General features: G+C 73.8%; 16 protein-coding genes. 13 read left to right on the top strand and 3 right to left on the bottom strand.

Translation table 11 applies throughout. The features are described from left to right. Nucleotides 1-81 precede the first annotated feature (81 nt). The 3 genes from ACH4PU_RS17425 to ACH4PU_RS17415 all read left to right on the top strand — a co-directional run bounded on the left by ACH4PU_RS17425 (nt 82) and on the right by ACH4PU_RS17415 (nt 4,964). A complete protein-coding gene (locus tag ACH4PU_RS17425) occupies nt 82-1,059 on the top strand; it encodes an SMI1/KNR4 family protein (RefSeq protein WP_004952601.1) in 978 nt (325 codons plus the stop codon). A gap of 5 nt (nt 1,060-1,064) precedes the next feature. Further along, nucleotides 1,065-3,866, top strand: a complete 2,802-nt coding sequence (locus ACH4PU_RS17420; RefSeq protein ID WP_398272616.1) for an SUKH-4 family immunity protein — start codon at nt 1,065-1,067, stop codon at nt 3,864-3,866. 195 nt (nt 3,867-4,061) lie between these two features. Beyond that, a complete protein-coding gene (locus ACH4PU_RS17415) occupies nt 4,062-4,964 on the top strand; it encodes a cellulose-binding protein (RefSeq protein ID WP_398272382.1) in 903 nt (300 codons plus the stop codon). 69 nt (nt 4,965-5,033) lie between these two features. On the opposite strand, the gene ACH4PU_RS17410 is transcribed toward ACH4PU_RS17415, so the two are convergent. Continuing rightward, the gene (locus ACH4PU_RS17410; protein ID WP_398272380.1) at nt 5,034-6,872 is read right to left on the bottom strand and encodes a lytic murein transglycosylase; all 1,839 of its coding nucleotides are present in this window, start codon (nt 6,870-6,872) and stop codon (nt 5,034-5,036) included. Nucleotides 6,873-7,416: 544 nt separating this feature from the next. On the opposite strand from ACH4PU_RS17410, the gene ACH4PU_RS17405 reads away from it, so the two are divergent. The 3 genes from ACH4PU_RS17405 (at nt 7,417) to mfd (ending at nt 14,677) form a co-directional block, all read left to right on the top strand. After that, nucleotides 7,417-8,205 carry an ABC transporter ATP-binding protein gene (locus ACH4PU_RS17405; protein ID WP_185942671.1) on the top strand — a complete coding sequence of 263 codons (789 nt, stop codon included), beginning with the start codon at nt 7,417-7,419 and terminating at the stop codon, nt 8,203-8,205. Beyond that, nucleotides 8,202-10,766 carry an ABC transporter permease gene (locus tag ACH4PU_RS17400; protein WP_398272377.1) on the top strand — a complete coding sequence of 855 codons (2,565 nt, stop codon included), beginning with the start codon at nt 8,202-8,204 and terminating at the stop codon, nt 10,764-10,766. The genes ACH4PU_RS17405 and ACH4PU_RS17400 overlap by 4 nt, the downstream gene beginning before the upstream one ends. A gap of 383 nt (nt 10,767-11,149) precedes the next feature. Further along, on the top strand, nt 11,150-14,677 hold the full coding sequence (mfd, locus tag ACH4PU_RS17395; RefSeq protein WP_398272375.1) for a transcription-repair coupling factor: 3,528 nt from the start codon (nt 11,150-11,152) through the stop codon (nt 14,675-14,677). A gap of 53 nt (nt 14,678-14,730) precedes the next feature. On the opposite strand, the gene ACH4PU_RS17390 is transcribed toward mfd, so the two are convergent. Together ACH4PU_RS17390 and ACH4PU_RS17385 are read right to left on the bottom strand one after the other, a co-directional pair. Next, nucleotides 14,731-16,203: a DUF2079 domain-containing protein gene (locus tag ACH4PU_RS17390; RefSeq protein ID WP_398272373.1), complete on the bottom strand. Its 1,473-nt coding sequence runs from the start codon at nt 16,201-16,203 to the stop codon at nt 14,731-14,733. A gap of 106 nt (nt 16,204-16,309) precedes the next feature. Continuing rightward, nucleotides 16,310-17,020, bottom strand: coding sequence for a hypothetical protein (locus tag ACH4PU_RS17385; protein WP_398272371.1), 711 nt, complete (start codon nt 17,018-17,020; stop codon nt 16,310-16,312). 185 nt (nt 17,021-17,205) lie between these two features. On the opposite strand from ACH4PU_RS17385, the gene ACH4PU_RS17380 reads away from it, so the two are divergent. The 7 genes from ACH4PU_RS17380 to ACH4PU_RS17350 all read left to right on the top strand — a co-directional run bounded on the left by ACH4PU_RS17380 (nt 17,206) and on the right by ACH4PU_RS17350 (nt 26,235). Further along, complete coding sequence (locus ACH4PU_RS17380) at nt 17,206-19,272, top strand: N-6 DNA methylase (protein WP_398272368.1); 2,067 nt, start codon at nt 17,206-17,208, stop codon at nt 19,270-19,272. Between the two features lie 318 nt (nt 19,273-19,590). Further along, on the top strand, nt 19,591-20,730 hold the full coding sequence (locus tag ACH4PU_RS17375; protein WP_398272366.1) for a hypothetical protein: 1,140 nt from the start codon (nt 19,591-19,593) through the stop codon (nt 20,728-20,730). Next, nucleotides 20,727-22,409, top strand: a complete 1,683-nt coding sequence (locus tag ACH4PU_RS17370) for a protein kinase (RefSeq protein WP_398272364.1) — start codon at nt 20,727-20,729, stop codon at nt 22,407-22,409. Before ACH4PU_RS17375 ends, ACH4PU_RS17370 begins: the two co-directional genes overlap by 4 nt. 181 nt (nt 22,410-22,590) lie before the next feature. After that, entirely contained in the window at nt 22,591-23,208 is a 618-nt protein-coding gene (locus ACH4PU_RS17365; RefSeq protein WP_185942678.1) for a SurA N-terminal domain-containing protein, read from the top strand. Between the two features lie 80 nt (nt 23,209-23,288). Further along, nucleotides 23,289-24,308: a nucleoside triphosphate pyrophosphohydrolase gene (locus ACH4PU_RS17360; protein WP_398272361.1), complete on the top strand. Its 1,020-nt coding sequence runs from the start codon at nt 23,289-23,291 to the stop codon at nt 24,306-24,308. Nucleotides 24,309-24,399: 91 nt separating this feature from the next. Next, a complete protein-coding gene (locus tag ACH4PU_RS17355; protein ID WP_185942680.1) occupies nt 24,400-24,831 on the top strand; it encodes a DUF6479 family protein in 432 nt (143 codons plus the stop codon). Between the two features lie 105 nt (nt 24,832-24,936). Beyond that, complete coding sequence (locus ACH4PU_RS17350; protein WP_398272358.1) at nt 24,937-26,235, top strand: cytochrome P450; 1,299 nt, start codon at nt 24,937-24,939, stop codon at nt 26,233-26,235. Nucleotides 26,236-26,271 lie beyond the last annotated feature (36 nt).

Here is a 26,271-nt window from a genome sequence, read left to right as displayed (position 1 = left end):
GTCCCGGCCGTGGGATCCGTCACCCCGCCGCCGGGACCGCGAACGTCGCAGAACACGCCAGCCAAGCAGGGGGCATCCGCCATGACGACAGGTCGGCTCGGGCAGCAGGCCGCGCCACCGAACACGGCCTACGCCGGGCAGGTCGTGCACTTCCCGGACCCCGTCCGGCACGGCCGTTACCCCCAGGGTGTGCGGGTGGACGAGGACGGGTACCCCGACTTCTCCCCGTACGCCCGGGCCGCCGCCGAGATCGCGGACCCGCCGGAGGGCTTCGGCGTGGACGAACTGCGGCTGACCGACTACGTCTCCGCCAACGCCGCGCTGCACGCGGAGGGCCACGAACTCTGGGCGAGCCTGCACCCGGTGGCCACCCCGCACGGCTGGACCTGGCACCACGTGGCCGGAACGCGCCGGCTGGAGCTGGTGCCGGCCGAGGTGAAGGCGCTGCTGCGGCACCACGGCGGGCTGGCGACGGCCGCCGTGGACCAGGAGAAGCGCGGCACCCGGCCGCTCCAGGAGACCCGGCCGGTGCACTTCGCGCTCCCGCAGCGGGAACTGGCCGTGACGGAGGAGCAGGTGCAGGGCGTCGAGGAGGACCTCGGCTACCGGCTGCCCGGCGCCTACCGGGCGTTCCTCAAGGCGGCCGGCGGCTGCGCCCCGGTGGGCGCCGCGCTCGACGCGGAGCTCGGACTGCTGCTGGACCAGCCGTTCTTCACCGTCCGCGAGGAGGCGGCGGTCAATGACCTCGTCTACGTCAACAAGTGCCTGCGCGACCACTTCACCAAGGACTACCTCGGGGTGGCCTTCGTGCAGGGCGGTGTGCTGGCGGTCAAGGTGAAGGGCGAGGCGACGGGTTCGGTCTGGTTCTGCCCGTACGACGACGCCCGCGACCAGGACGGCTGGACGGTGCAGGAGCGGGTGGAGCGGCTGCTGCTGCCCTGTGGTGAGGACTTCGACGCCTTCCTGTCCCGGCTGGCGGGCGGACCGCCCGAGCTGGAGACGGTGGCGAACCTGATGGTCGACGGCGGCTTCGCGTACGCCGTCCCGGTGGAGGGATGAGCGCGGTGGTGACCTTCGCGCAGGCTCAGGAGCGCGCGGAGCGCTGGGTCAACGGCGACGTTCCGGCGTATCTGCACCGCGAGGTGAAGGTGCGCGAGTTCGACCTGGGCTTCGTCGCCTGGGCCGAGGACCGCGAGGGCGTGGCCTCCACGGACAGCGCCCGCTCGCGGCTGGTGATCGCGCGCGACAGCGGGGAGACCACGCTGTGGCCCGGGCTGCCGGTCGGCGAGGTGATCCGGCGGTACGAGGAGGAGTACGGCACCGCGGCCGAGCCGGCGCCGGTGGCGGACGAGCCGCCGCGGCGGGTGGACCTGAACGCGACGTCGTTCCTGCTGAGCCCGCCGCAGTGGCTCCAGGACGCGGCCGACGCGATGGGCATCCCGGACCGCAAGCGCGAGCGGGAGCCGGAGCGGGACTCCGCGGTGGGGCGGGACGGGGAGGGCGTGCCGGCGCCGCGGTCCGGCGTCGCCGGCTCGAATGACACGTCGGGCGGGGCGAGCGGGCCGGGCGTGACGGCTGCGTCGGGCGTGCCGGGTGCGCCGGGCACGTCCGGTGTGCCGGGTGCTTCCGGCGGTACGTCCGGCGGGGGCTCCGCCGGTGCTACGGGCCCGGACGGGCCGGCGTCGAGCGCGTCCGGAGGGACGGGCTCCGGGGCGGCCGCTCCCGCTTCTGCTCCTCCTCCTGCTTCCGCTTCCGTGTCGGGCGGTACGTCTGAGGCGCTCGGTGCATCCGGTGCATCCGGTGCTCCCAGGGCGGACGAGGCCCCGGGCCGGACAGCGCCCGCCTCCACCCCCTCTCCTTCCCCTTCTCAGGCGCCGGCCCCCGAGCCCGTCTGGGCGGGTGCCGACGTCTCGACGCGTACGGACGACGACACCGGGAACCTGCCGGCGACCGTCCTCGCGCCGGCGCTGTCCGGTTCGGACGCCGACGACGCGCCTCCGCCGGGCGTGCGGCCGGACGCGAAGACCGAGCTGATGCCCGGGGGCAGTTCGCTGCCGCGAACGCGGCTCGCCCCCGCGATCGAGGAGCCCGGCGGCCCGCGTCCGGCGCCGGGCGCCCCGGCCGTACCGCCGGCCGCGCCCGGCCCCGTCGTCCCGCCGCAGGCACCGCATGTGCCGCCCACGGGCCCGGCCGCGCCGCCGCCCGCTCCGCCGGTCGCTCCCAACGCGCCTGCGGGCGATGGTGGTTCAGGCCGTCAGGCGCCCGCGGGTGGGTCGGCCGCCTACGCGGCGACGATGCTCGCGACGCCGGGCACGCCCGGGATGCCGGGTGCGCCCGGTGGCCCGGCGGGTCCTGGCGCCGCGCCGGCCGCGTCCACCCCGTCCGGCCCTGGAGCGGGCCCGTCCGCCTCGGGCGTCCCGCCCGTACCGGCCGCGCCTGCGGCCCCCGGCGTACCCCCTGCGCAGCCGGGGACGCCGCCGGGTGGTGTGCACGCCGCCGCGACGATGCTCGCCGGGGCCAACGTGCCGGGGGCCCCGAACGTACCCGCCGCACCGGGAGCCCCCGGAGCCCTGGCCGCACCGAACTCCCCCGGCGCACCGGGTGGTTCCACGCCCCCGGGAGCCCCCGGAGGTCCCGGCGTGCACCCGCCGGCCGCCCCCGGCACCCCGGGCGCCGCCCCCGGCACCCCGGGCGCCGCCCCCGGCGCCGTCGCGCCGGCCCCGCACGCGCCCGGCGCGCCCGGAGCCCCGGGCGCCCCGGCGGGCGGCGTGCACGCCGCGGCGACGATGCTCGCGAGCCCCGGCGCGCCGGGTGTCCCGCCGGTGCCCAACGCCCCGCGGCAGCCCGGTGGTTACGGTTATCCGCAGTCGCCGGCCGGCGTCCCGACCGTCGGCCCCGGCTATATGGCCGTCCTCCGCTACCGCGCCCAGGACGGCTCGGAGCAGCAGGTCATCCGGCGCAGCGCGCCGGGCACCCCGCACCCGGAGTGGCAGATCCTGCACGAGCTGCGGTCGATGAACGTGCCGCCGCAGCAGGTGCTGGAGCTCCACACCGAGCTGGAGTCCTGCGACCTGCCGGGCGGTTACTGCGCGCGGATGGTTCGCGAGACCTGGCCGCAGGTGCGCGTCAGCCACACCGCGGCGTACGGCAGCGACCACGCCGGCCGCCAGCAGGGCGTACGCCACCTGCTGGAGCACCAGGGCGAGCTGCATCAGGTCGCCGGCGCCCCCGCCCGTCCGGCCCCGAACCGGGTGCCGCTGCCGCAGCCGCACCAGGTGCGCCCGGCCCCGCCGGCCGCGGTCGAGGCCATCGCGCAGGAACTGCTGGAATCGTTCGGTCCGCAGGGCGTCTTCCGCTTCGACCAGCGCGCCGTGTCCCGGCAGGGCGTGCCGGACGTGGTGGCGCAGACGCTGGTGTGGGCGGGGCTGCCGGCCGACTTCGGGCCGTTCTTCTGGGCGCAGGCCCAGCCGGGCCGCCCGGTGCCGACGCTCGCGGAACTGGCGGTCGAGCGCGGGGTCCAGCCGGCGTCGGACGCCGGTTCGTACCTGGTGATGGGCAGCGACTTCGGACGGCAGCTCTGCGTCCAGTACGGTACGGCGCACATCGTGGCCGTCCCGCTGGAGGCGGGCCCCGACGGGCGCCCGGCCGCGCCGCAGTTCGTCAACACGAGCCTTCCCCAGTTCGTACGCTCTTTGGCGTTGCTCGGGCGCATGTGGCGCTGGCGCTACGGCTTGACGCCGGAGCAGGCGGGGCGCTGGACCGTGGACTTCCAGGACCAGATCGCCGCGCTGGACCCGGTGGCCTTCTCGTCGCCGGAGAACTGGTGGGCGGTGCTGCTGGAGCAGATGTGGGACGGTCTCTTCTAGCGGCCGGCCGGGATTCGACGGCGGCAGGGCGCTCGGCCCCGCGCACGGGGGACCGGGCGCTCTGCGCTGTCGGTCGGCGCATCCTTGACAGAACAACCAGGCGGAGTGTCGTGTTTTGGGCACTTCCCTCGTGCGGGAATGATGTGCGCCTGACCGCGTCGCAGACCGGGTTTCCGGATATAAGGGGCTACAAGCATGAGTGCATCGGTGTCACCTGACGGTTTCACTGTCGTACGAGGCCGCGGCTACCGGCCTGACCAGGTTGAGCGCGCCCTCGCCGAGTTCGCGCGGCAGCGCGACACCTCCTGGGAGCGCGCGGCGCGGCTCACCGTCCTCGCGCGGGAGATGGAGGACGAGGTCCAGCGCCTCCGGCAGGTGGTGGCGCAGTTGCCCCCGCAGACGTACGAGACGCTGGGGCCGCGCGCCCAGGGCCTGATCGCCACCGCTGAGGCGGAGGCGCTCGGCCTGAAGGAGCGGACCGACGCCGAGGCCGCCGAGATGCACGACGCGGCGGGCGCCTACGCCCGTAAGGTCCGCGACGCCGCCCACGAGTATCAGGTCGAGGTGCGGGCCGAGGCCGAGGAGTGGGCCCGGCAGGCGCAACTCGCGGCCCAGACGGTCGCGGACGAGCTCCGCGCGACGGCCCGCCAGGACGCCAAGCAGTGGCGCGCCGACGCCGAGGCGGCCCTTCAGGAGATGCGCGAGCGCGCCGCCACGATGCTCGCCGACCAGGAGAAGGAGCACGCCGAGCGCTGGGACGCGGCGGGCCGCGAGGACGCCGAGCGCGAGGCCGCGATGGACGCGCGGGTGGCCGCGATGGAGGAGTACGCGCGGTCGACGCTCAACGAGGCGCAGCGCCGCTACGCGGACGCCGAGGAGGCGGCGCGGCACGGCCAGGAGGACGCGGAGGCGCAGGCCGCGTCGCTGATCGCACAGGCCCGGGTGCGGGAGGAGCGGATCGCCCGGGAGACAGAGCGGGTGCTCCGGGAGCACGAGGAGCGGCGCGAGGAATTGCGATCGCACATGGCCCATGTGCGGCACAGCCTCGCCGCCCTGACGGGCAAGCCGGTGGCCGAGGACCCGGCGCTCGGGGACTGAGCGGCCGTACGTCCCGTCCTCCGCGGGATGGGGTGGACGGGACGTACGGGGTGGTGGCCCGGCCTCGGGTCAGCCGGTGGTGCGGGTGGCCCTGGGGCTCGGGGAGGCGGAGGCGGGTGCGCCCTTCTTGCCGCTGCCCTTGGTGTCCTTCTTGTCGCCCTTGCCGGTGTCCTTGCCCTTGTCGCCGGGCTGGCCGGACTCGGTGGGCTCGCCGGGCTTGGGGGTGACGGTCAGGGGCAGGGAGAGCCGGACGTTGTCGCCGGTGGTGAGGAGAAGGGTGAAGCTGCCCTTCCGGTCGTCGGCGAAGAGCGGCGGCAGATCCACCTGGCCGTCGTCGCCTGTGGTGACCGTCCACGTCCGGAGTCGATTGCCGCCGTCCTTGAAGTACGGACCGGTCTTCGCCACCTTGTCGTCCGCGAAAACGGTCGCCGTGATCTTCACCTTGGCCAGCGGTTTGCGGTCGGCGTTGGCCTGGATGCGGATTTGCCCGAAGGAGGCACCCGCGTGGGCCGACAGGGGCGTGTTGCCGGGCCGGACGATCTCGTCGGCCTTGGGCGTCGTCGGTGGCGTGACGACCGCGGTGAAGCCGACGGCCGTACTGCCCCGGTCGCCGATGGTCGCGCGGACCATGTACTTCCCGGGGTTGTCGCCCGCGGCCAGGCCCGTCACGGTGGCCAGGCCGTCCTTGCCGGTGGTGGCGTTGATGATCGGGCCGTCGGGGAAGTGCGGGCCGTCGTCTCCGATGACCTCGAACTGCACCCGGGTGCCCGTGACGGGCTTCCCGTCGGCGGTGAGCGCGCGCACCGTCAGGGGACCGAAGTCCTTGCCGGCTTCGGCCGTCAGTTCCTTGTCGCCCTTGCGCTCCAGGCGGGACGCTGTGGCCGGCGGCTTCGGCTTGTGGTCCCCGGGCTTGTCCTTGTCCCCGCCGGGCTTGTCCTTGTCACCCGGCTTGTTCTGGTCAGGCTTCGGCTTGGGCGTGCTCGGTGTCGTGTTCCCCGACGTGGGCCGGGACGGCGTGGTGCCAGACGTGCCGGGAGTGGTGGGCACGGTCGGCACGGACGGCGTCGTCGGAATCGTCGGCAGCGTGCTGCCACCCGACGGCGACCCGACGGGCACATCGGCCACCGCACCCCCGCCGCCGTTCTGGTACGTCCGCATCCAGGCGAGCACCGTGTTGAGGTAGTCGCGGGAGGAGTTGTAGCGCAGGACCGCCTTCTCGACGTCGCCCTGCTTGCTCAGGTCGAGGCCGCCGGCACACAGGTAACGGGCGGTGCCGGCCGCCGCGTCGAAGATGTTGTTGGGGTCCTTCTGGCCGGTGCCGCGCCCGTCGGCCGCGTATGCCTGCCAGGTGGACGGGATGAACTGCATCGGCCCGACGGCGTGGTCGAACTGCCGGTCACCGTCGTACCGGCCGCCGTCCGTGTCGCGGACGAGCGCGAACTTCTCACCCGTCAGGGGCGGACCGATGATGGGCTTCGCGCTGGAGCCGTCGGCGCGGAGGCCGCCGCCCATGCCGCCGTGGTCGGACTCCACCTTGCCGATGCCCGCGATGAGTTCCCAGGGCACGTGGCAGTTCGGCCACTGCTCTCCGGCGAGCTTCTCGGCGTTCTTGTAGGCGGCCAGGGCGGTCGCGGGGATGCCGGTGGCCTTGTCCGGGCCGGGGTCGGGAGTGCCGCTGCCCGGCGCTCCCGGGGTGCCCGGCGGGGGGACGAGGTCGGGCAGGGCGAGGTTGGGGGAGCCATGCGGCAGTCTCTGCGGGTTGCCGGGCCCGGGGGCGGGGTCGCCGGCGTCCGCCGCGGTGTGCGGCGGGCTGGCGCCCACCGCCGCGGTGGTGAGGCTGGCGACGAGCAGAGCAGTGCACAGTCCCTGTCGGGAGACGCTGGCAGCGCGCGTACGAAGTATCTTCACTGAGGCTGCTTCCTTGGGAGACCGGCGGCCGGGCGCAGGGGAGGCTGTCGGACGCCCCCCTCGGCCATAAACCCGAACACTAATTCCCTCAAGCCCCAATTGTCTTGCCCCCGGACGGGCTTCACGGTTTCTTCGCGACGCGTTCCCCCGGAAGGGACGGCGGTTCGGCCGTTTCCCCCGCGCACCGTCGGCTCACGGCGCCCGGAAGAAAGCATTCCGATTCTGCACGACCCTGAGAAGGGGCCCGCTTTGGGGGGTGCATCCCCTAGGGGTCGGCCCCTACGTCCCCACCGGTGGCGCTCGTCCCACAGCAGGAGGAGTGGCGGTCCTTCCACTCCCTAGGCTCGTCATGCGACGGCAGGCACAGGCAGGCAGGCCGGAGGACCGGGGTGGGGTCAGCCCCACCATCGGAACACCCCCGTGCCCCATCGCGGCGTCCGCCGTGGGACAGCAGGCTGGTGCGAGTCCGGAGAGACCCGCCGGACGGCCCTCCGGGCGCAGCAGAAGCAGTAGCGGAAACAGCAGCAGAATCAGGAGACCCACCGTGAAGACGGCTGTATCGATTCCCGTGACCGGGAGCGGCGGAGGACGGACGGCCGTCGCGGCGAGGGCGCGTCAGGTCCTCAAGGCGTACGGGTCGGGGGAGACCCGCGTCACCGCGCTGGACCACGTCGACGTGGACATCGCCCGCGGGCAGTTCACGGCCATCATGGGCCCGTCCGGCTCCGGCAAGTCGACCCTGATGCACTGCCTCGCGGGGCTCGACACGGTCACCTCCGGCGAGATCTGGATCGACGAGACCGAGATAACCCGGCTCAAGGACAAGAAGCTCACCCAGCTCCGCCGCGACCGGATCGGCTTTATCTTCCAGGCGTTCAACCTGCTGCCGACCCTCAACGCCCTTGAGAACATCACGCTCCCCATGGACATCGCGGGCCGCAAGCCCGACCGGGACTGGCTGAACCGGGTGGTGGAGACCGTCGGCCTGGCGGGACGCCTCAAGCACCGGCCCAACCAGCTCTCCGGCGGTCAGCAGCAGCGCGTCGCCGTGGCCCGCGCGCTCGCCGCCCGGCCCGAGATCATCTTCGGTGACGAGCCGACCGGCAACCTCGACTCCCGGGCCGGCGCCGAGGTGCTGGGCTTCCTCCGCCGCTCGGTGGACGAACTCGGCCAGACCATCGTGATGGTCACCCACGACGCCGTCGCCGCCTCCTACGCCGACCGCGTGCTCTACCTGGCGGACGGGCGGATCGTCGACGAGATGCACCAGCCCACCGCCGACATGGTCCTGGAGCGGATGAAGCACTTCGACGCCCGCGGGCGGGTGTCGTGACCGTCTTCAAGACCTCCCTGCGCAACCTCCTGGCCCACAAGGGCCGGATGGCGCTGTCCGCCGTGGCCGTGCTGCTGTCGGTGGCGTTCGTCTGCGGCACGCTGGTGTTCACGGACACCATGAACGCGACGTTCGACAAGCTCTTCGCGGCCACCGCCTCGGACGTCTCGGTCACGCCCGAGAAGAAGGACGACGTCCAGCAGACCGGGACGCCGCGGACCGTGCCCGCCTCCCTCCAGGGCACGCTGGCCGCCGTGCCCGGCGTCGCCAAGGTCGAGCCCGAGGCGAGCAGCCAGCAGATCACCGTCGCCGACGCCCGCAACAAGGACATCGGCCCCGACTCCGGCGCCCCCACCGTGGGCACCAACTGGAGCGAGCGGCAGAAGAAGTCCGTCGAGATCACCAGCGGCCACGAGCCGCGCGGGGGCGCCGAGGCCGTCCTCGACTCCGACACCGCCGACAAGCGCGGCGTGCGGATCGGCGACACCCTCCGTGTCATCGCGGCCCCGGGCGACTTCCGCGTCCGTGTCGTCGGCCTCGCCACGTACAAGACCACCAACCCGGGCGCCGCGGTCGTCTACCTCGACACCCGCACCGCCCAGACCCGGCTGCTCGGCACCACCGGCGGATACAGCGGCTTCGGGCTGACCGCCGCCTCCGGCGTCAGCGACGAGCAGCTCAAGGAACGTGTCACCGCGGCCGTCGGCCCGCGCCTGGCCGTGCACACCGCCGCCGAGACGAAGAAGGAGAACAAGAAGGACTTCGGCTCCTTCCTCGACGTCATGAAGTACGCGCTGCTGGGCTTCGCCGGCATCGCCGTCCTCGTGGGCATCTTCCTGATCGTCAACACCTTCTCCATGCTCGTCGCCCAGCGCACCCGCGAGATCGGCCTGATGCGGGCCATCGGCGCCGGCCGCCGCCAGGTCAACCGGTCGGTGCTCGTCGAGGCGCTGATGCTCGGTGTCATCGGCTCGGTGCTGGGCATCGGCGGCGGCATCGGACTGGCCGTCGGCCTGATGGGGTTGATGGAGGCCGTCGGCATGAACCTGGACACCGGCGAACTGACGATCAAGGCCACCACGCCGCTCGTCGGCCTGGCCATCGGCGTGCTCGTCACCGTGCTCGCCGCCTACCTGCCCGCCCGCCGGGCCGGGAAGATCTCGCCGATGGCCGCCCTGCGCGACGCCGGCACCCCCGCCGACGGCCGCGCCGGCCGGGTGCGGGCCGGCATCGGGCTGGCGCTGACCGCCGCCGGAGCCGCCGCGCTGCTCGCCGCGGGCAACGCGGACCAGGCGTCCGCCGGGTCGGGCCTCCTCGGCATCGGCGTCCTGCTGACGCTCATCGGGTTCGTGGTCGTCGGACCGCTGCTCGCCGGCTTCGTCGTCCGCGCCCTCGCCGCCGTGGTGCTCCGCGTCTTCGGCCCGGTCGGGCGGCTGGCCGAGCGCAACGCGCTCCGCAACCCCCGGCGCACCGGCGCCACCGGTTCCGCCCTGATGATCGGCCTCGCGCTGGTCGCCGCCCTGTCCGTGGTCGGCTCCTCGATGGTCGCCTCGGCCACCGACCAGCTGGACAAGTCCGTCGGAGCGGACTTCATCATCCAGGACGGCGGCGACAAGGCCCTGAGCCCGGCCGTGGAGAAGGCCGTCCTGTCGGCTCACGACATCGAGCACTTCAGCCGCTACACCCGCGTCATGGCCAAGGTCACCACCCCCGACGGCAAGACCGCCACCCAGAAGCTCACCGCCACCGACCCCACCTACGCCGACGATGTCCGGTCCGAGACCGTCCAGGGGCGGCTGAAGGACGCCTACGCCAAGGACGCCATGTCCGTGCCCGAGGGCTTCGCCAAGGACCACGGCATCCGGCGCGGCGACCGGCTGACCGTCACCATGATCGACGGCCGGACCGCCCGGCTCCGGGTCACCGCCCTCACCTCGGACGACACGGCGCTGGACAAGGGCGCGATGTACCTGAACGTCGCCACCGCCCGGGCCTACCTGCCGGCGGGCGCGATGCCGCTGACCGGCATGATCCTCGCCAAGGCGAAGGACGGCCGGGCCACGGAGGCGGCCGCCTCCCTCAAGGCCGCCGTCGCCGAGTACCCGCAGGTCAAGGTCCGGGACCAGGCCGACTACAAGGCTATGATCAAGGATCAGGTCGGGCAGCTGCTCAACATCATCTACGGGCTGCTGGCCCTCGCGATCATCGTCGCGATCCTCGGCGTCGTGAACACCCTCGCCCTGTCGGTCGTCGAGCGGACCCGCGAGATCGGCCTGATGCGCGCCATCGGCCTCTCCCGCCGCCAGCTGCGTCGCATGATCCGCCTGGAGTCGGTGGTCATCGCCCTCTTCGGCGCCCTGCTGGGCCTCGGACTCGGCATGGGCTGGGGAACGACGGCCCAGAAGCTGCTGGCCCTGGAGGGGCTGGGCGTCCTGGACATCCCCTGGTCCACGATCATCGCCGTCTTCCTCGGCTCCGCGGTGGTGGGCCTCCTCGCCGCCCTGGTTCCGGCCTTCCGGGCCGGCCGGATGAACGTCCTCAACGCCATCGCCACCGACTGATCCCGTCAGGGGACCAGCCCACGGCCCGGCCGCGCCACGGGGGTGCGCGGCCGGGCCGTTCAGCCCGTCCGGCGCTTGAGGACAACCGCGCGTGGCGCGGTTTCGGGGGTGCGGGGGCTTGCCCCCGCAAGAAACGGTGAAAGGGCGGGGTCGGGGAAAGTCCTGCGCCCGGGGTGGCACCGGGCCGCAGCCGCCCGGGGCGCCCGCACCACGCGCCGGGCGCGGGCCGGAAGGTGCCCGCCGGGCCGCGCCGCCGCTGCCGCCGCGGCGCCCAGGACGCCCACCCCCACCCCACCACCGCGTCGTACGCTGGAGACACACCCGGCTCGTCCCCCACGCGTCGGGCGATTCGTGTTGTCACCCTCCCGGGACGGAAGCCCCTCATGAGCCTGCACGGTCTGCTCGACGCCGTCGTCAACGATCCGGCGCTCGCCGAAGCGGTGAAGGCCGCGGGCGACGGCAACCGGCCGCACATCGACCTCGTCGGACCGCCCGCCGCCCGGCCGTTCACCATCGCCGCCCTGGCCCGCGCCGGCCGGCCCGTCCTGGCCGTCACCGCCACCGGGCGGGAGGCCGAGGACCTGGCCGCCGCGCTGCGCTCGCTGCTGCCGCCGGACGGCGTCGTCGAGTACCCGTCCTGGGAGACGCTGCCGCACGAGCGTCTCTCCCCGCGCTCCGACACTGTCGGCCGCCGGCTGGCCGTGCTCCGCCGGCTCGCCCACCCCAGCCCCGACGACCCGGCCGCCGGGCCCGTCAGCGTCGTCGTCGCGCCCATCCGGTCGGTGCTCCAGCCGCAGGTCAAGGGGCTCGGCGACCTGGAGCCCGTCAGCCTGCGCAGTGGGCGGAGCGCCGATCTCGGCGAGGTCACCGAGGCGCTGGCCGCCGCCGCGTACGCCCGGGTCGAGCTGGTGGAGAAGCGCGGCGAGTTCGCCGTCCGCGGCGGCATCCTCGACGTCTTCCCGCCCACCGAGGAACACCCGCTGCGGGTGGAGTTCTGGGGCGACGACGTGGAGGAGATCCGCTACTTCAAGGTGGCGGACCAGCGGTCGCTGGAGGTCGCCGAGCACGGGCTCTGGGCGCCGCCCTGCCGGGAGCTGCTGCTCACCGACGCCGTCCGGGAGCGGGCCGCCGCGCTCGCCGAGGACCACCCGGAGCTCGGCGAACTCCTCGGGAAGATCGCCGAGGGCATCGCGGTCGAGGGCATGGAGTCCCTGGCGCCGGTGCTGGTGGACGACATGGAGCTGCTGCTCGACGTCCTCCCGGCCGGCAGCATGGCGGTCGTCTGCGACCCGGAGCGGGTGCGGACCCGCGCCGCGGACCTCGTCGCCACCTCGCAGGAGTTCCTCCAGGCGTCGTGGGCCGCCACCGCGGGCGGCGGCGAGGCGCCCATCGACGTGGACGCCGCCTCGCTGTGGAGCATCGCCGACGTCCGCGACCGGGCCCGTGAACTGGGCGTGATGTGGTGGTCCGTCAGCCCGTTCGCCGCCGACGAGGACCTGGACAGCGACACCCTCACCCTGGGCATGCACGCCCCCGAGGCCTACCGCGGCGACACCGCCCGCGCCCTGGCCGACACCAAGGGCTGGCTGGCCGACGGCTGGCGGACGCTGTTCCTCACCGAGGGGCACGGCCCGGCCGCGCGGACGGTGGAGGTGCTGGGCAACGAGGGCATCCCGGCCCGGCTCGACGCCGCGCTCGACGACTTCTCCCCGTCCCTGGTGCACGTCTCCTGCGCGAGCCTGGACAGCGGCTTCGTCCACCCGGGACTGAAGATCGCCGTCCTCACCGAGACCGACCTCTCCGGCCAGAAGTCGGCGAGCAAGGACATGGGCCGGATGCCGGCCCGCCGCCGCAAGTCCATCGACCCGCTGACCCTTCAGGCGGGCGACTACATCGTCCACGAGCAGCACGGCGTCGGCCGCTACATCGAGATGGTGCAGCGCACCGTCCAGGGCGCCACCCGTGAGTACCTGCTCGTCGAGTACGCGCCCGCCAAGCGCGGCCAGCCCGGCGACCGCCTCTACATCCCCACCGACCAGCTGGAGCAGGTCACCAAGTACGTGGGCGGCGAGGCGCCGACGCTGCACCGGCTGGGCGGCGCCGACTGGACCAAGACCAAGGCGCGCGCCAAGAAGGCCGTCAAGGAGATCGCCGCCGACCTGATCAAGCTCTACTCGGCGCGGATGGCCGCCCCCGGCCACTCCTTCGGCCCGGACACGCCCTGGCAGCGGGAGCTGGAGGACGCCTTCCCGTACGCGGAGACCCCGGACCAGCTCACCACCATCGCCGAGGTCAAGGAGGACATGGAGAAGTCCGTCCCCATGGACCGCCTGGTCTGCGGCGACGTCGGCTACGGCAAGACGGAGATCGCGGTGCGCGCCGCCTTCAAGGCGGTGCAGGACGGCAAGCAGGTGGCGGTACTGGTGCCGACCACGCTCCTCGTGCAGCAGCACTTCGGCACCTTCTCGGAGCGGTACGCCCAGTTCCCCGTGGTGGTGAAGGCGCTCTCCCGTTTCCAGACGGACACCGAGGCGAAGGCGGTGCTGGAGGGGCTGCGCGAGGGGTCCGTCGACATCGTCATCGGCACCCACCGGCTGTTCTCGTCCGAGACGAAGTTCAAGGACCTGGGCCTGGTCATCGTCGACGAGGAGCAGCGCTTCGGCGTCGAGCACAAGGAGCAGCTGAAGAAGCTGCGCGCCAACGTGGATGTCCTCACCATGTCCGCGACGCCGATCCCGCGGACGCTGGAGATGGCCGTCACCGGCATCCGCGAGATGTCCACGATCACCACTCCGCCCGAGGAGCGCCATCCGGTCCTCACCTTCGTCGGGCCCTACGACCCGAAGCAGATCGGCGCCGCCATCCGGCGCGAACTGCTCCGCGAGGGGCAGGTCTTCTACATCCACAACCGTGTCGAGTCCATCGACCGGGCCGCCGCCCGGCTGCGCGAGATCGTGCCCGAGGCGCGGATCGCCACCGCGCACGGGCAGATGTCGGAGACCGCGCTGGAGCAGGTCGTGGTCGACTTCTGGGAGAAGAAGTTCGACGTGCTGGTCTCCACGACGATCGTGGAGTCCGGCATCGACATCTCCAACGCCAACACCCTCATCGTCGAGCGCGGCGACAACTTCGGTCTCTCCCAGCTCCACCAGTTGCGCGGCCGCGTCGGCCGCAGCCGCGAGCGCGGGTACGCCTACTTCCTGTATCCGCCGGAGAAGCCGCTCACCGAGACCGCGCACGAGCGGCTGGCCACCATCGCCCAGCACACCGAGATGGGCGCCGGCATGTACGTGGCGATGAAGGACCTGGAGATCCGCGGCGCCGGCAACCTGCTGGGCGGCGAGCAGTCCGGGCACATCGCCGGCGTCGGTTTCGACCTCTACATCCGCATGGTCGGCGAGGCGGTGGCGGACTACCGCGCCTCCCTGGAGGCCGGCGGCGCGGAGGAGCCGCCGCCGCTCGAGGTCAAGATCGAACTGCCGGTGGACGCGCACGTCCCGCACGACTACGCGCCGGGCGAGCGGCTGCGCCTCCAGGCGTACCGCGCCATCGCCTCCGCCAACAGCGAGGAGGACATCAAGGCCGTCCGCGAGGAGCTGACCGACCGCTACGGCAAGCTCCCCGAGCCGGTGGAGAACCTGTTGCTGGTCGCGGGCCTGCGGATGCTCGCCCGGGCCTGCGGGGTCACGGACATCACCCTGCAGGGCTCCAACGTCCGCTTCGGCCCGGTCGAGTTGCGTGAGTCGCAGGAGCTGCGGCTCAAGCGGCTCTACCCGCGCACGGTCATGAAGCCCGCCAACCGGCAGATCCTGGTGCCCCGGCCCGCCACCCGCCCCATCGGCGGGAAGCCGCTGGTCGGACGGGAACTGCTGGCCTGGACCGGGGAGTTCCTCACGACCATCCTCGGCTGACCGGCTGACCGGCTGACCGGCTGACCGGCTGACCGGCTTCCCGGGGCGGCGGGTCAGGCGACGCGCTTGAGCACCACGGTCGTGCCCTCCACGCCCACCAGGTCGTACCGGGCCCCCGGATGCATCCGGGCCGCGTCGGCGACGAGGTCCTTGACGGGCCTGCCGTCGTCGACGCGCTGGGTTATGTAGGCGGGCGTGATCCCCTGGGTGTCCCCGAACCAGAAGACGCGGCAGCGGCCGGTCAGCCGGCTTATGGCGGCGACGTCCGACGCCTCGACGGTGGCGCCGTCCGGTATGCGCGCCAGCAGCCGCTCGGTGGCCTTGACGCTCGCGGGTATCTCGTAGGTGGCGGGCTCGGTCAGGGTGTAGAGGGGGAGGGACGCGCTGAGGGCCAGGGCCGCGCCGGCCACGGCGGCGGGCAGCTGCCGGGCGTACCGGCGCAGCCAGTCCCGCCGGCTGCGGTGGGCGGTGGCGAGGGCGTCGGTCAGCGCGATGAGGACGATGGGCATCAGGACGGCGCTGTAGTGCCAGTCCGTTCCCCAGTAGTGGTCGTCGTGGGAGACGAACCGCCAGGCGAGCGTCGGCAGGGCGACGATCGCCACCGGTGACCGGAGGGCCAGCAGGCCGGTGGTCGGCAGCAGTATCCACAGCAGGGTGCGGGCGGCGGTCAGCGGCGGGATGGTGGCGGTGGAACCGCCGTCGATCTTGTTCCAGTAGCCGTAGGAGCCGGTGTCGCTGAAGGACGGGATCGCGACGCCGAGGGCGAGGGCGCTGGCGGCGAGACCGAAGGCGACGAGGATGCCGCCGGCCGTCGTGGCCGTGGTGTCACGCGGGGCCCCGTCCGGGCCGTGGCGCCGGTCCCGGCGCTCCAGCAGCAGGATCGCCGCGCCGATCGCGGCGACCGTGACGCCCAGGTCCTCCTTCACCAGGACCAGGGGCAGCGCCCACCACAGCGCCGTCCGCCACCGTCGGCCGACCACGGCTTCCAGGGAGAAGGCCAGGAGCGGCATGGCGAAGGCGATCTCGTGGAAGTCGAAGTCGACCGCGCGCTGTATGCCCCAGGAGAAGCCGTAGGCGATGCCTATCGCCAGCCCGCGGGCGCGCCCCAGTTTTCCGGCGGCGAGCCGGACGACGGGCACGGCGGACAGCGCGAACAGCGCGGCCTGGACGACGAGCAGGGTGACGGGGCTGGGGAAGAGCCGGTAGAAGGGGGCGACCAGGGCGGTGATGGGGCTGAAGTGGTCGCCGAGGATGTTGGCGCCGGGACCCTTGAGGTCGGCGACGGGGGCCTGGAGGTGGGAGTAGGTCCGGATGGCCTGCTCGAAGATGCCGATGTCCCAGGACATGGTGAGCATCCGGCGGTGCCGGGTCACCGAGAGAGCGGTATAGAGGACGAACAGCGCCCCGGCCACCCAGTAGGGGTCGAGCCGCGGTGCCCGCAGGGTGCCGGTCCACGCCCGGCCCCCGGCCGGTGCGGCGGCCGTGTCCGGGCCCGGCGCCGAGACGGCGGCTGCGGCCGAGTCCATGGGGGTCCTCTCCTCCTGCTGGCTTTCCGGTTCGGCTGACGACTGTCGAAAAGATACGCGGAACCGCCGGACGCCGTGGCGGGCGCGGTCGTCACCCGGTGCCGGATCAGCCGGTCTTCTTCCACTCGGCACAGCCGCTGGTCTTGAAGTAGGCGTCCTGCGCGGTGATCGTCACGAGGCCGTTGCCGGTGACGTTCTCGTTGGCCGCGATCGAGTCCATGCCGTGCAGCGCGTCCTTGGCGCGCTCCCAGTAGCAGTTGCCATCCGCCTTGTTGCCGGTGGACCGGTAGGTGCCGGGGGCTATGTCGGCCCCCACCCGGTACATGCCGTCGCCGGACACCGACGTGGTCTTCGGGGCGCCGCCCGCCTTGGCGGGGACGAGCTCCCATCCCTTGCAGCCCTGGGACTTGAAGATCTTGTCGTCCGCCTTGATCGTCACGTAGCTGGTGCCGGTGACGTTGTCGTTGGCGATGATCGAGTCGGCCTCGCCCTTGGAGTCCTTGGCCCGCTCCCAGTAGCAGTTGCCCGAAGACTTGTTGCCGACGCTCCGGTAGGTGCCGGGCTTGACGTCGGACCCGATCCGGAACGTCCCGCTGCCGGCGATGTCGGCCTTCTTCGCCGCTTTCCCCTCTTTACCGGAGCCCTTGCCCGCCGTGCCGCCGTCGCCGGCGGTCACGACCTTGTCGGAGGCGCTGTCGTCCCCGCCGCCCGAGAGCGCGGCACCCGCGCCCACGACGAGGACGAGGGCGCCGGCCGCGGTGAGCACCTTGTGCCGGGCGAACCAGTTCCGCTGCTTCTGCTGGGCGTGCTGATACATGGCGAACACCTTTCGGCGAGAGATCTGCGATCCGATGGGTCAATCACAGCAGATGCTGTTAACCGAGTCAACGACGTTCACGGGATCGAGTGACTTCACGCCTGTGAAGGGATCGGTTCGGGAGTCGGGGGTATGCTCGGCACCACATCGAACGAGCGGCAGGCAGCCAGGAGGAGGGGAGTCAGGTGTCGGAGAGTGCGGTGGAGGTGACCGCGGCCGGAATCGCCCGGCTGGCCGGAGTGGGACGCGCGGCGGTCAGCAACTGGCGCCGCCGGCACGCCGACTTTCCCCAGCCCATAGGGGGTACGGAGACCAGCCCGACCTTCTACCTCACCGACATCGAGCGGTGGCTGAGGCACCAGGGCAAGATCGAGGAGGTGCCGCTGCGGGAGCGGGTCTGGCAGCAGCTCGTCGGGCATCCGGCCGGTGCCGTCACCGCCCTCCGCTATGCCGGCTCCGTCCTGCTCCTGGTCAAGAACCGGCCCATGGACTGGCTGGAGCTGGCGGAGCTCCCCGACACCGCGCTCGCCGAAGCCCTCCCCACCGCCCTGGAGACCGTGCTGGCCGCCCGGCTCGGCGAGCACCACACCGTCGCCGTCCCCGGCCCGGCCGAGCTCGCCGCCTCCTCCGGCCTGCTGCGCGGCATCGCCGACCTCGCCACGGTGCGCGGCGCCGGCCCCGCCTACGAGTTCCTCCTCGGCCGCCATCTCGACGCCAATCCCCGGCAGTACTCCCTCACCCCGCCGGGCGTCGCCGAGCTCATGGCCGCCCTGGGCCACGGGCCCAAGAGCGACCGGCGGGACCGCACGGTCCTCGACCCCGCCTGCGGCACCGGCGGCCTGCTCAGCGCGGCCGGTGCGGCCGGCTCGGCCGAGCGGCTCACCGTCCTCGGCCAGGAAGCCGACGCCGACCTGGCCGCGCTCACCGCCCTGCGCCTGGCCCTGCACTCCGACGCCCAGGTGCGGGTGCGCCCGGGCGACAGCCTGCGCGCGGACGCCTTCACGGACCTGTCCGTCGACGTGGTGCTGTGCCACCCGCCGTTCAACGAACGCAACTGGGGCCACGACGAGCTGGCCTACGACCCGCGCTGGGAGTACGGGTTCCCCGCCCGCACCGAGTCGGAGCTCGCCTGGGTCCAGCACGCCCTCGCCCGCCTCCGCGAGGGCGGCACCGCCGTCCTGTTGATGCCCCCGGCCGTCGCCTCCCGCCGGTCCGGCCGCCGCATCCGCGCCGACCTGCTCCGCCGCGGCGCGCTCCGGGCCGTGATCTCGCTGCCGGCCGGCGCCGCCCCGCCGTACGGCATTCCGCTGCACCTGTGGGTGCTGCGTCGCCCTGGCGCACAGCAGTCGCCCACCCCGCAGGTGCTGCTCGTCGACACCGCCGACCTCGCCCCGGCCGGCCGCGACAAGCTCCCCTGGCAGGCCGTCGGCACCGCCGTGCTGGAAGCCTGGGAGGACTTCGACCGGTGCGGCACGGTGGAGGAGAAACCGGGCCAGCACCGCTCGCTGCCCGTGATCGACCTGCTCGACGACGACGTGGACCTGGCCCCGGCCCGCCACCTCCCGCCCCCCGCGTCGGCCGGTGGCGTCGCCGACCTCACGGACGTCCAGGACCGGCTCACCGTCGCCCTGGGCCGGGCCGCCGAACTCGCCCCCGGCGTACCGGAAGAGGGATCGGGCGCCCGCTGGCCGACCACCACCGTCGGAGAGCTCGCACGGGCCGGCGCCCTCGTCCTCCGGGCCGGTGGTCCCGGCACCGCCGCCGGGCCGGACGCGGCTCCCGTGCTCACGGACTACGACGTCAAGGCGGGCGGCCCGCCCTCCGGCACGCTGCCCGAGGGCCCGGCCGAGGAGCCGGTGCCGGTGGAGCCGGACGACGTGGTGGTGCCGGTCCTCGGTGACGTCACCGTGGCCCGTGTCGTCGACGAGGCCACCGCCGGAGCGGCGCTCGGCCGGGGGCTGTTCCTGCTCCGGCCCGACCCGGCCGCGCTCGACCCCTGGTTCCTCGCCGGGTTCCTGCGCGGCACCGCCAACCAGCGCCAGGCGAGCAGCTACGCGTCCACGGCGACCCGGCTCGACGTACGCAGACTCCAGGTGCCCCGGCTGCCGCTGGCGGAACAGCGCCGCTACGGCGCCCGGTTCCGCGCCCTGGCCGCCTTCGAGGAGGCGCTGCGGCTGACCGAACGGCTGGGAGAGCAGCTGGTCCAGGGGCTGTACGACGGGCTGACCGACGGGGCGGTACGGCCGGACTGAGCCGGGCGGGACGGGGACCGGGCGGGGCGTACGGGGCGGGCCGGTTGGGGCATCTGAGCCGAACGGGCCGGGACGGGCCGGAGGGTGTGCGCCGGGCCGGGAGGGGCCGGGCGGTGCCGCTGAGACGAACGGGTGGGGCGGCCGAACGGGCCGGGGCGGCGCGGCGGGTGGGGCGGCGCGGTGTGGCCTCACGGACCGGGGGGCCGTGTGATCGTGGCCGGACGCGGGCGGCCCCCGGCCGTCGGATCGGGGCAACCCTCGCGATCCTTCGGGGGTCGATGGATAGGCTCTGTCACATCCCGTACACCAGGAGCAGTGATGAATGGCCCCGGCCCGGCACAGCGGCAGCCCCACCGTCCCGGTGGAGCGATGGTCGTCACCATCCGTGTGGTCATCGTCGCCATCACCGTCTGCACGGCGTTCCTGATGAGCTGGATACCCGTGCTGCGCGTAGCCATCGTCCGGCGGAGGGCCCTGGACTGGGCGCTGTTCTGGGCGGTGTTGGTGGCCTCCGTGGCCTGGCTGTTCATGATGCGGGAAGAGCTCGCCAAGACGGTCTGGTACACCCTGGGCATCACCGGCGCGATCGGGACCGGGGTGGCCACGACCGCCTACTACCTCTGGTCCGACATCCGCCACCACCGGGCGGCCAGGATGCGATGGGCCGCGTCGCATGCCGGTGGCGGCGTGCCGGCCGCCTTCCAGGCGGCCGCCCCCGGCCCCTACGCTCCGTTCCGTCCCGGCGGGCAGCCCTTGGGCGGTCACCTGCCGCCGCCGTCCCATAACCAGTACGGTCCGATCCCGCCCGTGGTCGGGCAGCCTCCCTATGGCCACCTGACGGGGGACCACTCGGGCGCTGGCCCCGCCCCGATGCCGCCTTCGGCCGTTCCTCCGGGCGGCGCCATGATGCCCGGGCACCCCATGGGTGCTGTGCTCGGACCGGCCGGACCGGCTGGGCCTGTCGGACCTGCCGGATCTCCCGGCGGCGGCGGTCCTGCCGGCCTCGACGGTCCGGTGAACCCCGCCGACCCAACGGCGCCCGGCGCCTCGGGGCCCGGGGCCGGCGCGGAGCGCCCGTACCGGCCGCGCCACGCGCGCCCGGCCGCCGCGCAGGAGTCCGCGCCCCATCCACCCGGCGGCGCGCCGTTTATGACGCCCCATCAGTCGCCGTCGTCGCTCGCCGGGCAGGCGCCGGCCTACGGCTACCCGCAGCCGGATCCGCACGCGCAGACCACCGTGCCGTCGCACCCGCGCCACCCCGGCGACCAAGGCCACCGGCCCACCCCGCACCCAGCGCCCGCGCACCCGCAAGCGCCGACCCAGCCGTCCCGGCAGCCGTCGGCTCCGGCGGACGGGGCGCGCCGGCCGCAGCGGATCGACCAGGTGCGGGCCGAGCTGGACGAACTGAGTGACCTCCTCCGCAGGGGTCCGGGCCACCAAGGGGAGCGGGAACAGTGAACGGGCGTGTCATCGCCGACCGTTACGAGCTGGCGACGGTCATCGGCCAGGGCGGCATGGGCCAGGTATGGACCGGCTACGACCGGCGGCTCGACCGCCGCGTGGCCGTGAAGCTGCTGCGCCCCGACCGGATGGCCGGCACCGACGGCGGGGACGAGCTCCGCCGCCGCTTCGTCCGCGAGTGCCGGGTCACCGCCCAGGTGGACCACCACGGCCTGGTCACCGTGCACGACGCGGGCAGCGACGGCGAGGACCTTTACCTCGTGATGCAGTTCGTCGAGGGCGCCGACCTCGCCGACCACCTGGCCGAGCACGAGCCCTACCCCTGGCCGTGGGCCGTCTCGGTGGCCGCGCAGCTGTGCTCGGTGCTCGCGGCGGTGCACGCCGTCCCGATCATCCACCGCGACCTCAAGCCGCGGAACGTGATGATCCGCCCGGACGGATCGGTGCTCGTCCTCGACCTCGGCGTCGCCTCCGTCATGGACGCCGACACCACGCGCCTCACCCGTACCGGTTCGCCCATCGGCAGCCCCGCGTACATGGCGCCCGAGCAGGCGATGGGTGGTGCCGTCGGCCCGTACACCGACCTCTACGCGCTCGGCGTGCTGCTGCACGAACTGCTCAGCGGGGAGGTTCCGTTCGCCGGTTCGACGGCGCTCGGGGTGCTGCACCGGCACCTCTACGAACCGCCCGTCCCCGTCCGCCGGCTCCGGCCCGAGGCGCCCCCGGCGCTGGAGGAGCTGGTCCTGCGGCTGCTGGCCAAGGACCCGCAGGACCGCCCCGCCGACGCCCAGGAGGTCTACCGGGCCCTGGTCCCCCTCCTGCCCGCCCCCGGACGGACCGCGGGCGGCCCCTACGCCGGAGCCGCGGGCCACCCGGGCGGGACGGTCGGCGGAGCCATGGCCCCGATGACGGGTCCGGTCATGGGCCCGATGAACCCCACGCGCCCCTTCCTGCTTCCGCACGCCCCCTGGCCCGACCGGTCCACGACCGTCCCCGCCCCCGCCGGGGCGGCGGCCCTCGCCGGGACCCCCGCCCCCGGGGCGGCGCCCGCGGCCACCGGAGCGCCGGGGGCCTTCCCCGCCGCCGGCTTTCCCGCAGGTCACACACCCAGCGGCGGGGCCGACGTCGCCGGGGCCGTCGAGGAGGTCAAGCGGCTGCTCGACCAGGGCGGCATCACCCAGGCCGTCGACATCCTCGGGGCGATCCTCCCGGCCGCCGCGGCCGAGCACGGCGAGCACTCCGGCGTCGTCCGGAGCCTGCGCAAGCAGTACGCGGCGACGCTCATGGACGACGGCCAGTACCGCCGCGCCCTCCCCGAACTGCACCGGCTGATGGACGACTACGCCGCGGAGACCGGCCCCCGGGCCGCCCGCCAGGTGCTGCGCTTCCGGTACGACGCCGCCCAGTGCCTGGAGCAGCTGGGCGACGCGGCCGGTGCGCTCGACGAGTACCGCGCGCTGCTGCCGCACTTCCAGCACGATCCGGACGATCCGGCGACCGCGTTCGAGATACGCCGGCGCACGGGCCATCTCCTGCTGTCCCTCGGCGACCGCCACGCCGCGCACGAGACGCTGATGGCCCTGCTCTTCGACGCCGAGCGGGTGCACGGTCCGCACCACCCGCTTCCCGCGGAGATCCGCCACACCCTCCGCTGGCTGGGCGAGGTCCGGGCGTGAACAGGGCGGTGGCCGGGCAGAGGTGAGGTCTCATCAGCCCCTCCTGTCCCATCAGTCCCGCGCATCCCGGACGCCGGCGAATCGTTGGTCGAATCAGTGGCCTCCGCCACACGGACTCCCTACCATCGATCAACGCCAGGTCGATCGCCGTACCGCCGCACGAGCACTGCCGGGAGGCTCCATGATCCGCCGAAGGACCGCGCTCTCCGCCGCCGCCGGGCTGTTGGCCGCGACACCCCTGCTCACCGCCTGCGGGTCCACCCCGCACCCCGGCGCCGCGGCCGTCGTGGGCGACGACCGGATCACCGTGGCGCAGCTCCAGAGCCAGGTGAAGGACGTCCGCGACGCGCAGGAGTCGTCCCCGCAGGGCGAGCAGCTGACGGCGAACAGCGCACGGCTCAGCCAGGACACCCTCATCCGGCTCGTCCAGTACCGGATCATCGAGAAGGCCGGGCAGGACAACGGGGTGGACGTCACCCGCCGCGAGCTCCAGGACGAGCGGTCGCAGGTCGAGCGCGCCAACGGCGGCGCCGAGGCGGTGCGCGCCCGCTTCCTGGCCCTGGGCATCGCCCCCTCGCAGATCGACCAGGCCCTCGCCATGGACCTCGTCCGCACCAAGCTGGACGGCAAGCTCGGCGCCGCGCGCACCAACGACGTGCTGATGAAGACGTCCCAGGCGCTGCGCGTGGACATCAACCCGCGGTACGGCGCCTGGGACGCCAAGCGCGGCACCGCTCGTCCGCTGCAGGAGCCCTGGCTGCGGCCGGTCGCCCCGCCCGCCGCCGAGAGCCCGGTGTAGAGAATTCGGTCCAGGGACCGGGGTGCGGGCGGCGGGCCCCTCGGGGCCCGGCCCGGCCGCCGTCCCCTACGCTCGACAGGGTGAACGACTCTGCGTCCCCGGCGGCCGGCCGGATCGTCCTGCTCACCACCAGCCACCGCGTCGCGCCCGGACTGCTGTCCTGGCCGGCGTGGCAGACGCTGCGCGCCGCCGACCGGGTGCTGTGCGCCGACCCGGCCCATCCGCTGCTGCCCTACCTCGGGGAGGCCGGGATCACCGCCGAGACCCCGGCGGGCTCCTTCGACGCCCGGGCGCTCGTCGACGACTGCCTGGCCGGCGGCCGGACCGTCGTCGTGATCACCTCGGCGGCGGGGGAGTCGGCCCTGACCGACGGTCTGGCCCGGCTCGCCGGTTCCGGCCGGCAGCGGATGCCGGCGCTGGAGCTGCTGCCCGGTTCGTACGACCTGCCGGGCGCCCGCCTCCTCGACCTGGTGCAGGTCATGGACCGGATCCGGGTCGCCTGCCCGTGGACCGGTATCCGCACCCACGAGGACCTGGGCAAGTACGGCCTGGAGGAGATGTACGAGCTCGTCGAGGCCATCGAGACGGGCGACCGCGAAGCGCTCCGCGAGGAGCTCGGCGACGTGCTGCTCCAGGTGGTCTTCCACGCGCGCATCGCCCAGGACGACCCCGACGAGCCGTTCGCGATCGACGACGTGGCGGGGACCATCGTCGAGAAGCTCGTCCACCGGCACCCCCATGTCTTCGGCGACGCGGAGGCGGAGACTCCGGAGGACGTCAGGGCGCACTGGACGCGGACCAAGGCCGCCGAGAAGCGCCGCGCGTCCCTGACCGAGGGCGTCCCGCTGGGGCAGCCGGCCCTCGCGCTGGCCGCCAAGCTGGCCTCCCGCGTCCGCGCCGAGGGCCTGGACGTGCCCCTCCCGGCCGGTGAGGGCGTCGGATACGCGCTGCTGGCCATGGCGGTCCGGGCCGAGGCGGAGGGTGTCGAGCCGGAGACCGCGCTGCGGGCCGCCGCCCGTACGTACCGGGACGCGATCCGGCAGGCCGAGGCGGAGGCGGACGGTGGCGGGGAAGACGGTGGCGGGGAAGGGGCCGCGTAGCCCCGCGCGGTCCCGCGTGCCCGGCGGCGGTTGCACACCCGTTCGGCTCAGTGACGGTCTTGACCGGGCGCCCTCCGGGTAACCGGACTGCATGCGTACCGATGAGATGGTTCTCGCCCTGCCCGCCTGGGTCGGCGGCGCCGCCCCCTTCGCCGTCGGGCTCTGTGTCGGCGCCCTGCTGCTCCTCGCCTTCGTGTACGGACGGCGGTGGCGTGACAAGGAACCGCCGCCCCCGAGCCAGCCGCAGCGGCGGCAGGGCGCCTGGCAGACGCGCGAGGAGCACGACCGGGGGCCGTCCTCGCCGGACCACGGGCCGGGGCACGAGGACAACGACGACGCCGTCGGCTACGTGACCGAGCACCGGGAGGCGGACCCGCTGCGCACCGAGGGCCCGGGGGAGCGCGTTCTTCCGCACGAGCTCCGGAACCCCGGGAGCCACGAGGAGGAGCTCACCGAGGAGCGCCGGAAGTGGAACCCCGGGAGCAGCGGCGCCTTCGGCAGCGGCGGGGGCGGCCACCACTAGGTCCCCATTGGACGGCCGCCCCTGGACGACCGTCGCCGGGCGGTCACCACGGAAGCGGGCGGGCGGGGCCGCGCCCCGCCCCGCGCCCCCTAGTAGCGTCGGACCGTGCACGACAAAACCGACGACCACACCGCTGCCGCCCCGCCCGCCCTCCCCGAGGGCCCCACGCCTCCCCTCTTCACCTGGGAGTTCGCGAGCGACCCCTACCCGGCGTACGCCTGGCTCCGTGAGCACGCCCCCGTGCACCGGACTGCCCTGCCGAGCGGGGTGGAGGCGTGGCTGGTGACCCGGTACGCCGACGCGCGGCAGGCGCTGGCCGACCAGCGGCTGTCGAAGAACCCCGTGCACCACTCCGAGGCTGCGCACGGCAAGGGCAAGGTGGGCATTCCGGGCGAGCGGAGCGCCAACCTCATGACGCACCTGCTCAACATCGACCCCCCGGACCACACCCGCCTCCGCCGTCTGGTCTCCAAGGCGTTCACGCCCCGGCGCGTCGCCGAGTTCGCGCCCCGCGTGCAGGAGCTCACCGACCGGCTCATCGACGGGTTCGCGGAGCGCGGGGAGGCGGACCTCATCCACGAGTTCGCGTTCCCGCTCCCCATCTACGCCATCTGCGACATGCTCGGCGTCCCGCCGGAGGACCAGGACGACTTCCGGGACTGGGCCGGGATGATGATCCGGCACGGCGGCGGGCCGCGCGGCGGAGTGGCCCGTTCCGTGAAGCGGATGCGGACGTACCTCGCGGAGCTGATCCACCGCAAGCGCGAGGACCTGGGCGACGACCTGATCTCCGGGTTGATCAGGGCGAGCGACCACGGCGAGCACCTCACCGAGAACGAGGCCGCCGCCATGGCCTTCATCCTGCTCTTCGCCGGCTTCGAGACCACCGTCAACCTCATCGGCAACGGCACGTACGCGCTCCTGCGCAACCCCGGGGAGCGCGAGCGCCTGCAGCGCGCGCTGGCCGCCGGGGACGAGAGCCTGCTGGAGACCGGGGTGGAGGAGCTGCTCCGGTACGACGGTCCGGTGGAACTGGCCACCTGGCGGTTCGCCACCCGGGACCTGACGATCGGCGGACAGCGCATCGCGGAGGGCGACCCCGTGCTCGTCGTCCTCGCGGCGGCCGACCGGGATCCGGAACGGTTCGCCGAGCCCGACACCCTCGACCTCGCCCGCAGTGACAATCAGCACCTCGGGTACGGGCACGGAATCCATTACTGCCTCGGGGCGCCGCTGGCGCGGCTGGAGGGCCGGACGGCGCTCGCGACGTTGCTGCGACGCCTCCCCGACCTGCGGCTTTCCGCTGATCCGGCCGATCTCAGATGGCGCGGCGGGCTCATCATGCGGGGCCTGCGGACCCTGCCCGTGGCCTTCTCTCCGGAGCCCGGGCAGACGGGCACATGACTATACGTCAACTCGGCTTGACCATTGCACGGCGCT

This window comes from Streptomyces sp. NPDC021100, assembly GCF_044333095.1.
In the GTDB taxonomy this organism is placed as follows: Bacteria; Actinomycetota; Actinomycetes; order Streptomycetales; family Streptomycetaceae; genus Streptomyces.
Note: the sequence above shows the minus strand (reverse complement) of the source record. Positions and strands in the feature narration are given on the sequence as shown.

Excerpts from the sequence above, each read along its gene's own strand:
- ACH4PU_RS17425 (WP_004952601.1), top strand. The coding sequence starts at position 82 with ATGACGACAGGTCGGCTCGGGCAGCAGGCCGCGCCACCGAACACGGCC.
- ACH4PU_RS17415 (WP_398272382.1), top strand. The coding sequence starts at position 4,062 with ATGAGTGCATCGGTGTCACCTGACGGTTTCACTGTCGTACGAGGCCGC.
- mfd (WP_398272375.1), top strand. The coding sequence starts at position 11,150 with ATGAGCCTGCACGGTCTGCTCGACGCCGTCGTCAACGATCCGGCGCTC.
- ACH4PU_RS17390 (WP_398272373.1), bottom strand. The coding sequence starts at position 16,203 with ATGGACTCGGCCGCAGCCGCCGTCTCGGCGCCGGGCCCGGACACGGCC.
- ACH4PU_RS17385 (WP_398272371.1), bottom strand. The coding sequence starts at position 17,020 with ATGTATCAGCACGCCCAGCAGAAGCAGCGGAACTGGTTCGCCCGGCAC.
- ACH4PU_RS17375 (WP_398272366.1), top strand. The coding sequence starts at position 19,591 with ATGAATGGCCCCGGCCCGGCACAGCGGCAGCCCCACCGTCCCGGTGGA.
- ACH4PU_RS17365 (WP_185942678.1), top strand. The coding sequence starts at position 22,591 with ATGATCCGCCGAAGGACCGCGCTCTCCGCCGCCGCCGGGCTGTTGGCC.
- ACH4PU_RS17355 (WP_185942680.1), top strand. The coding sequence starts at position 24,400 with ATGCGTACCGATGAGATGGTTCTCGCCCTGCCCGCCTGGGTCGGCGGC.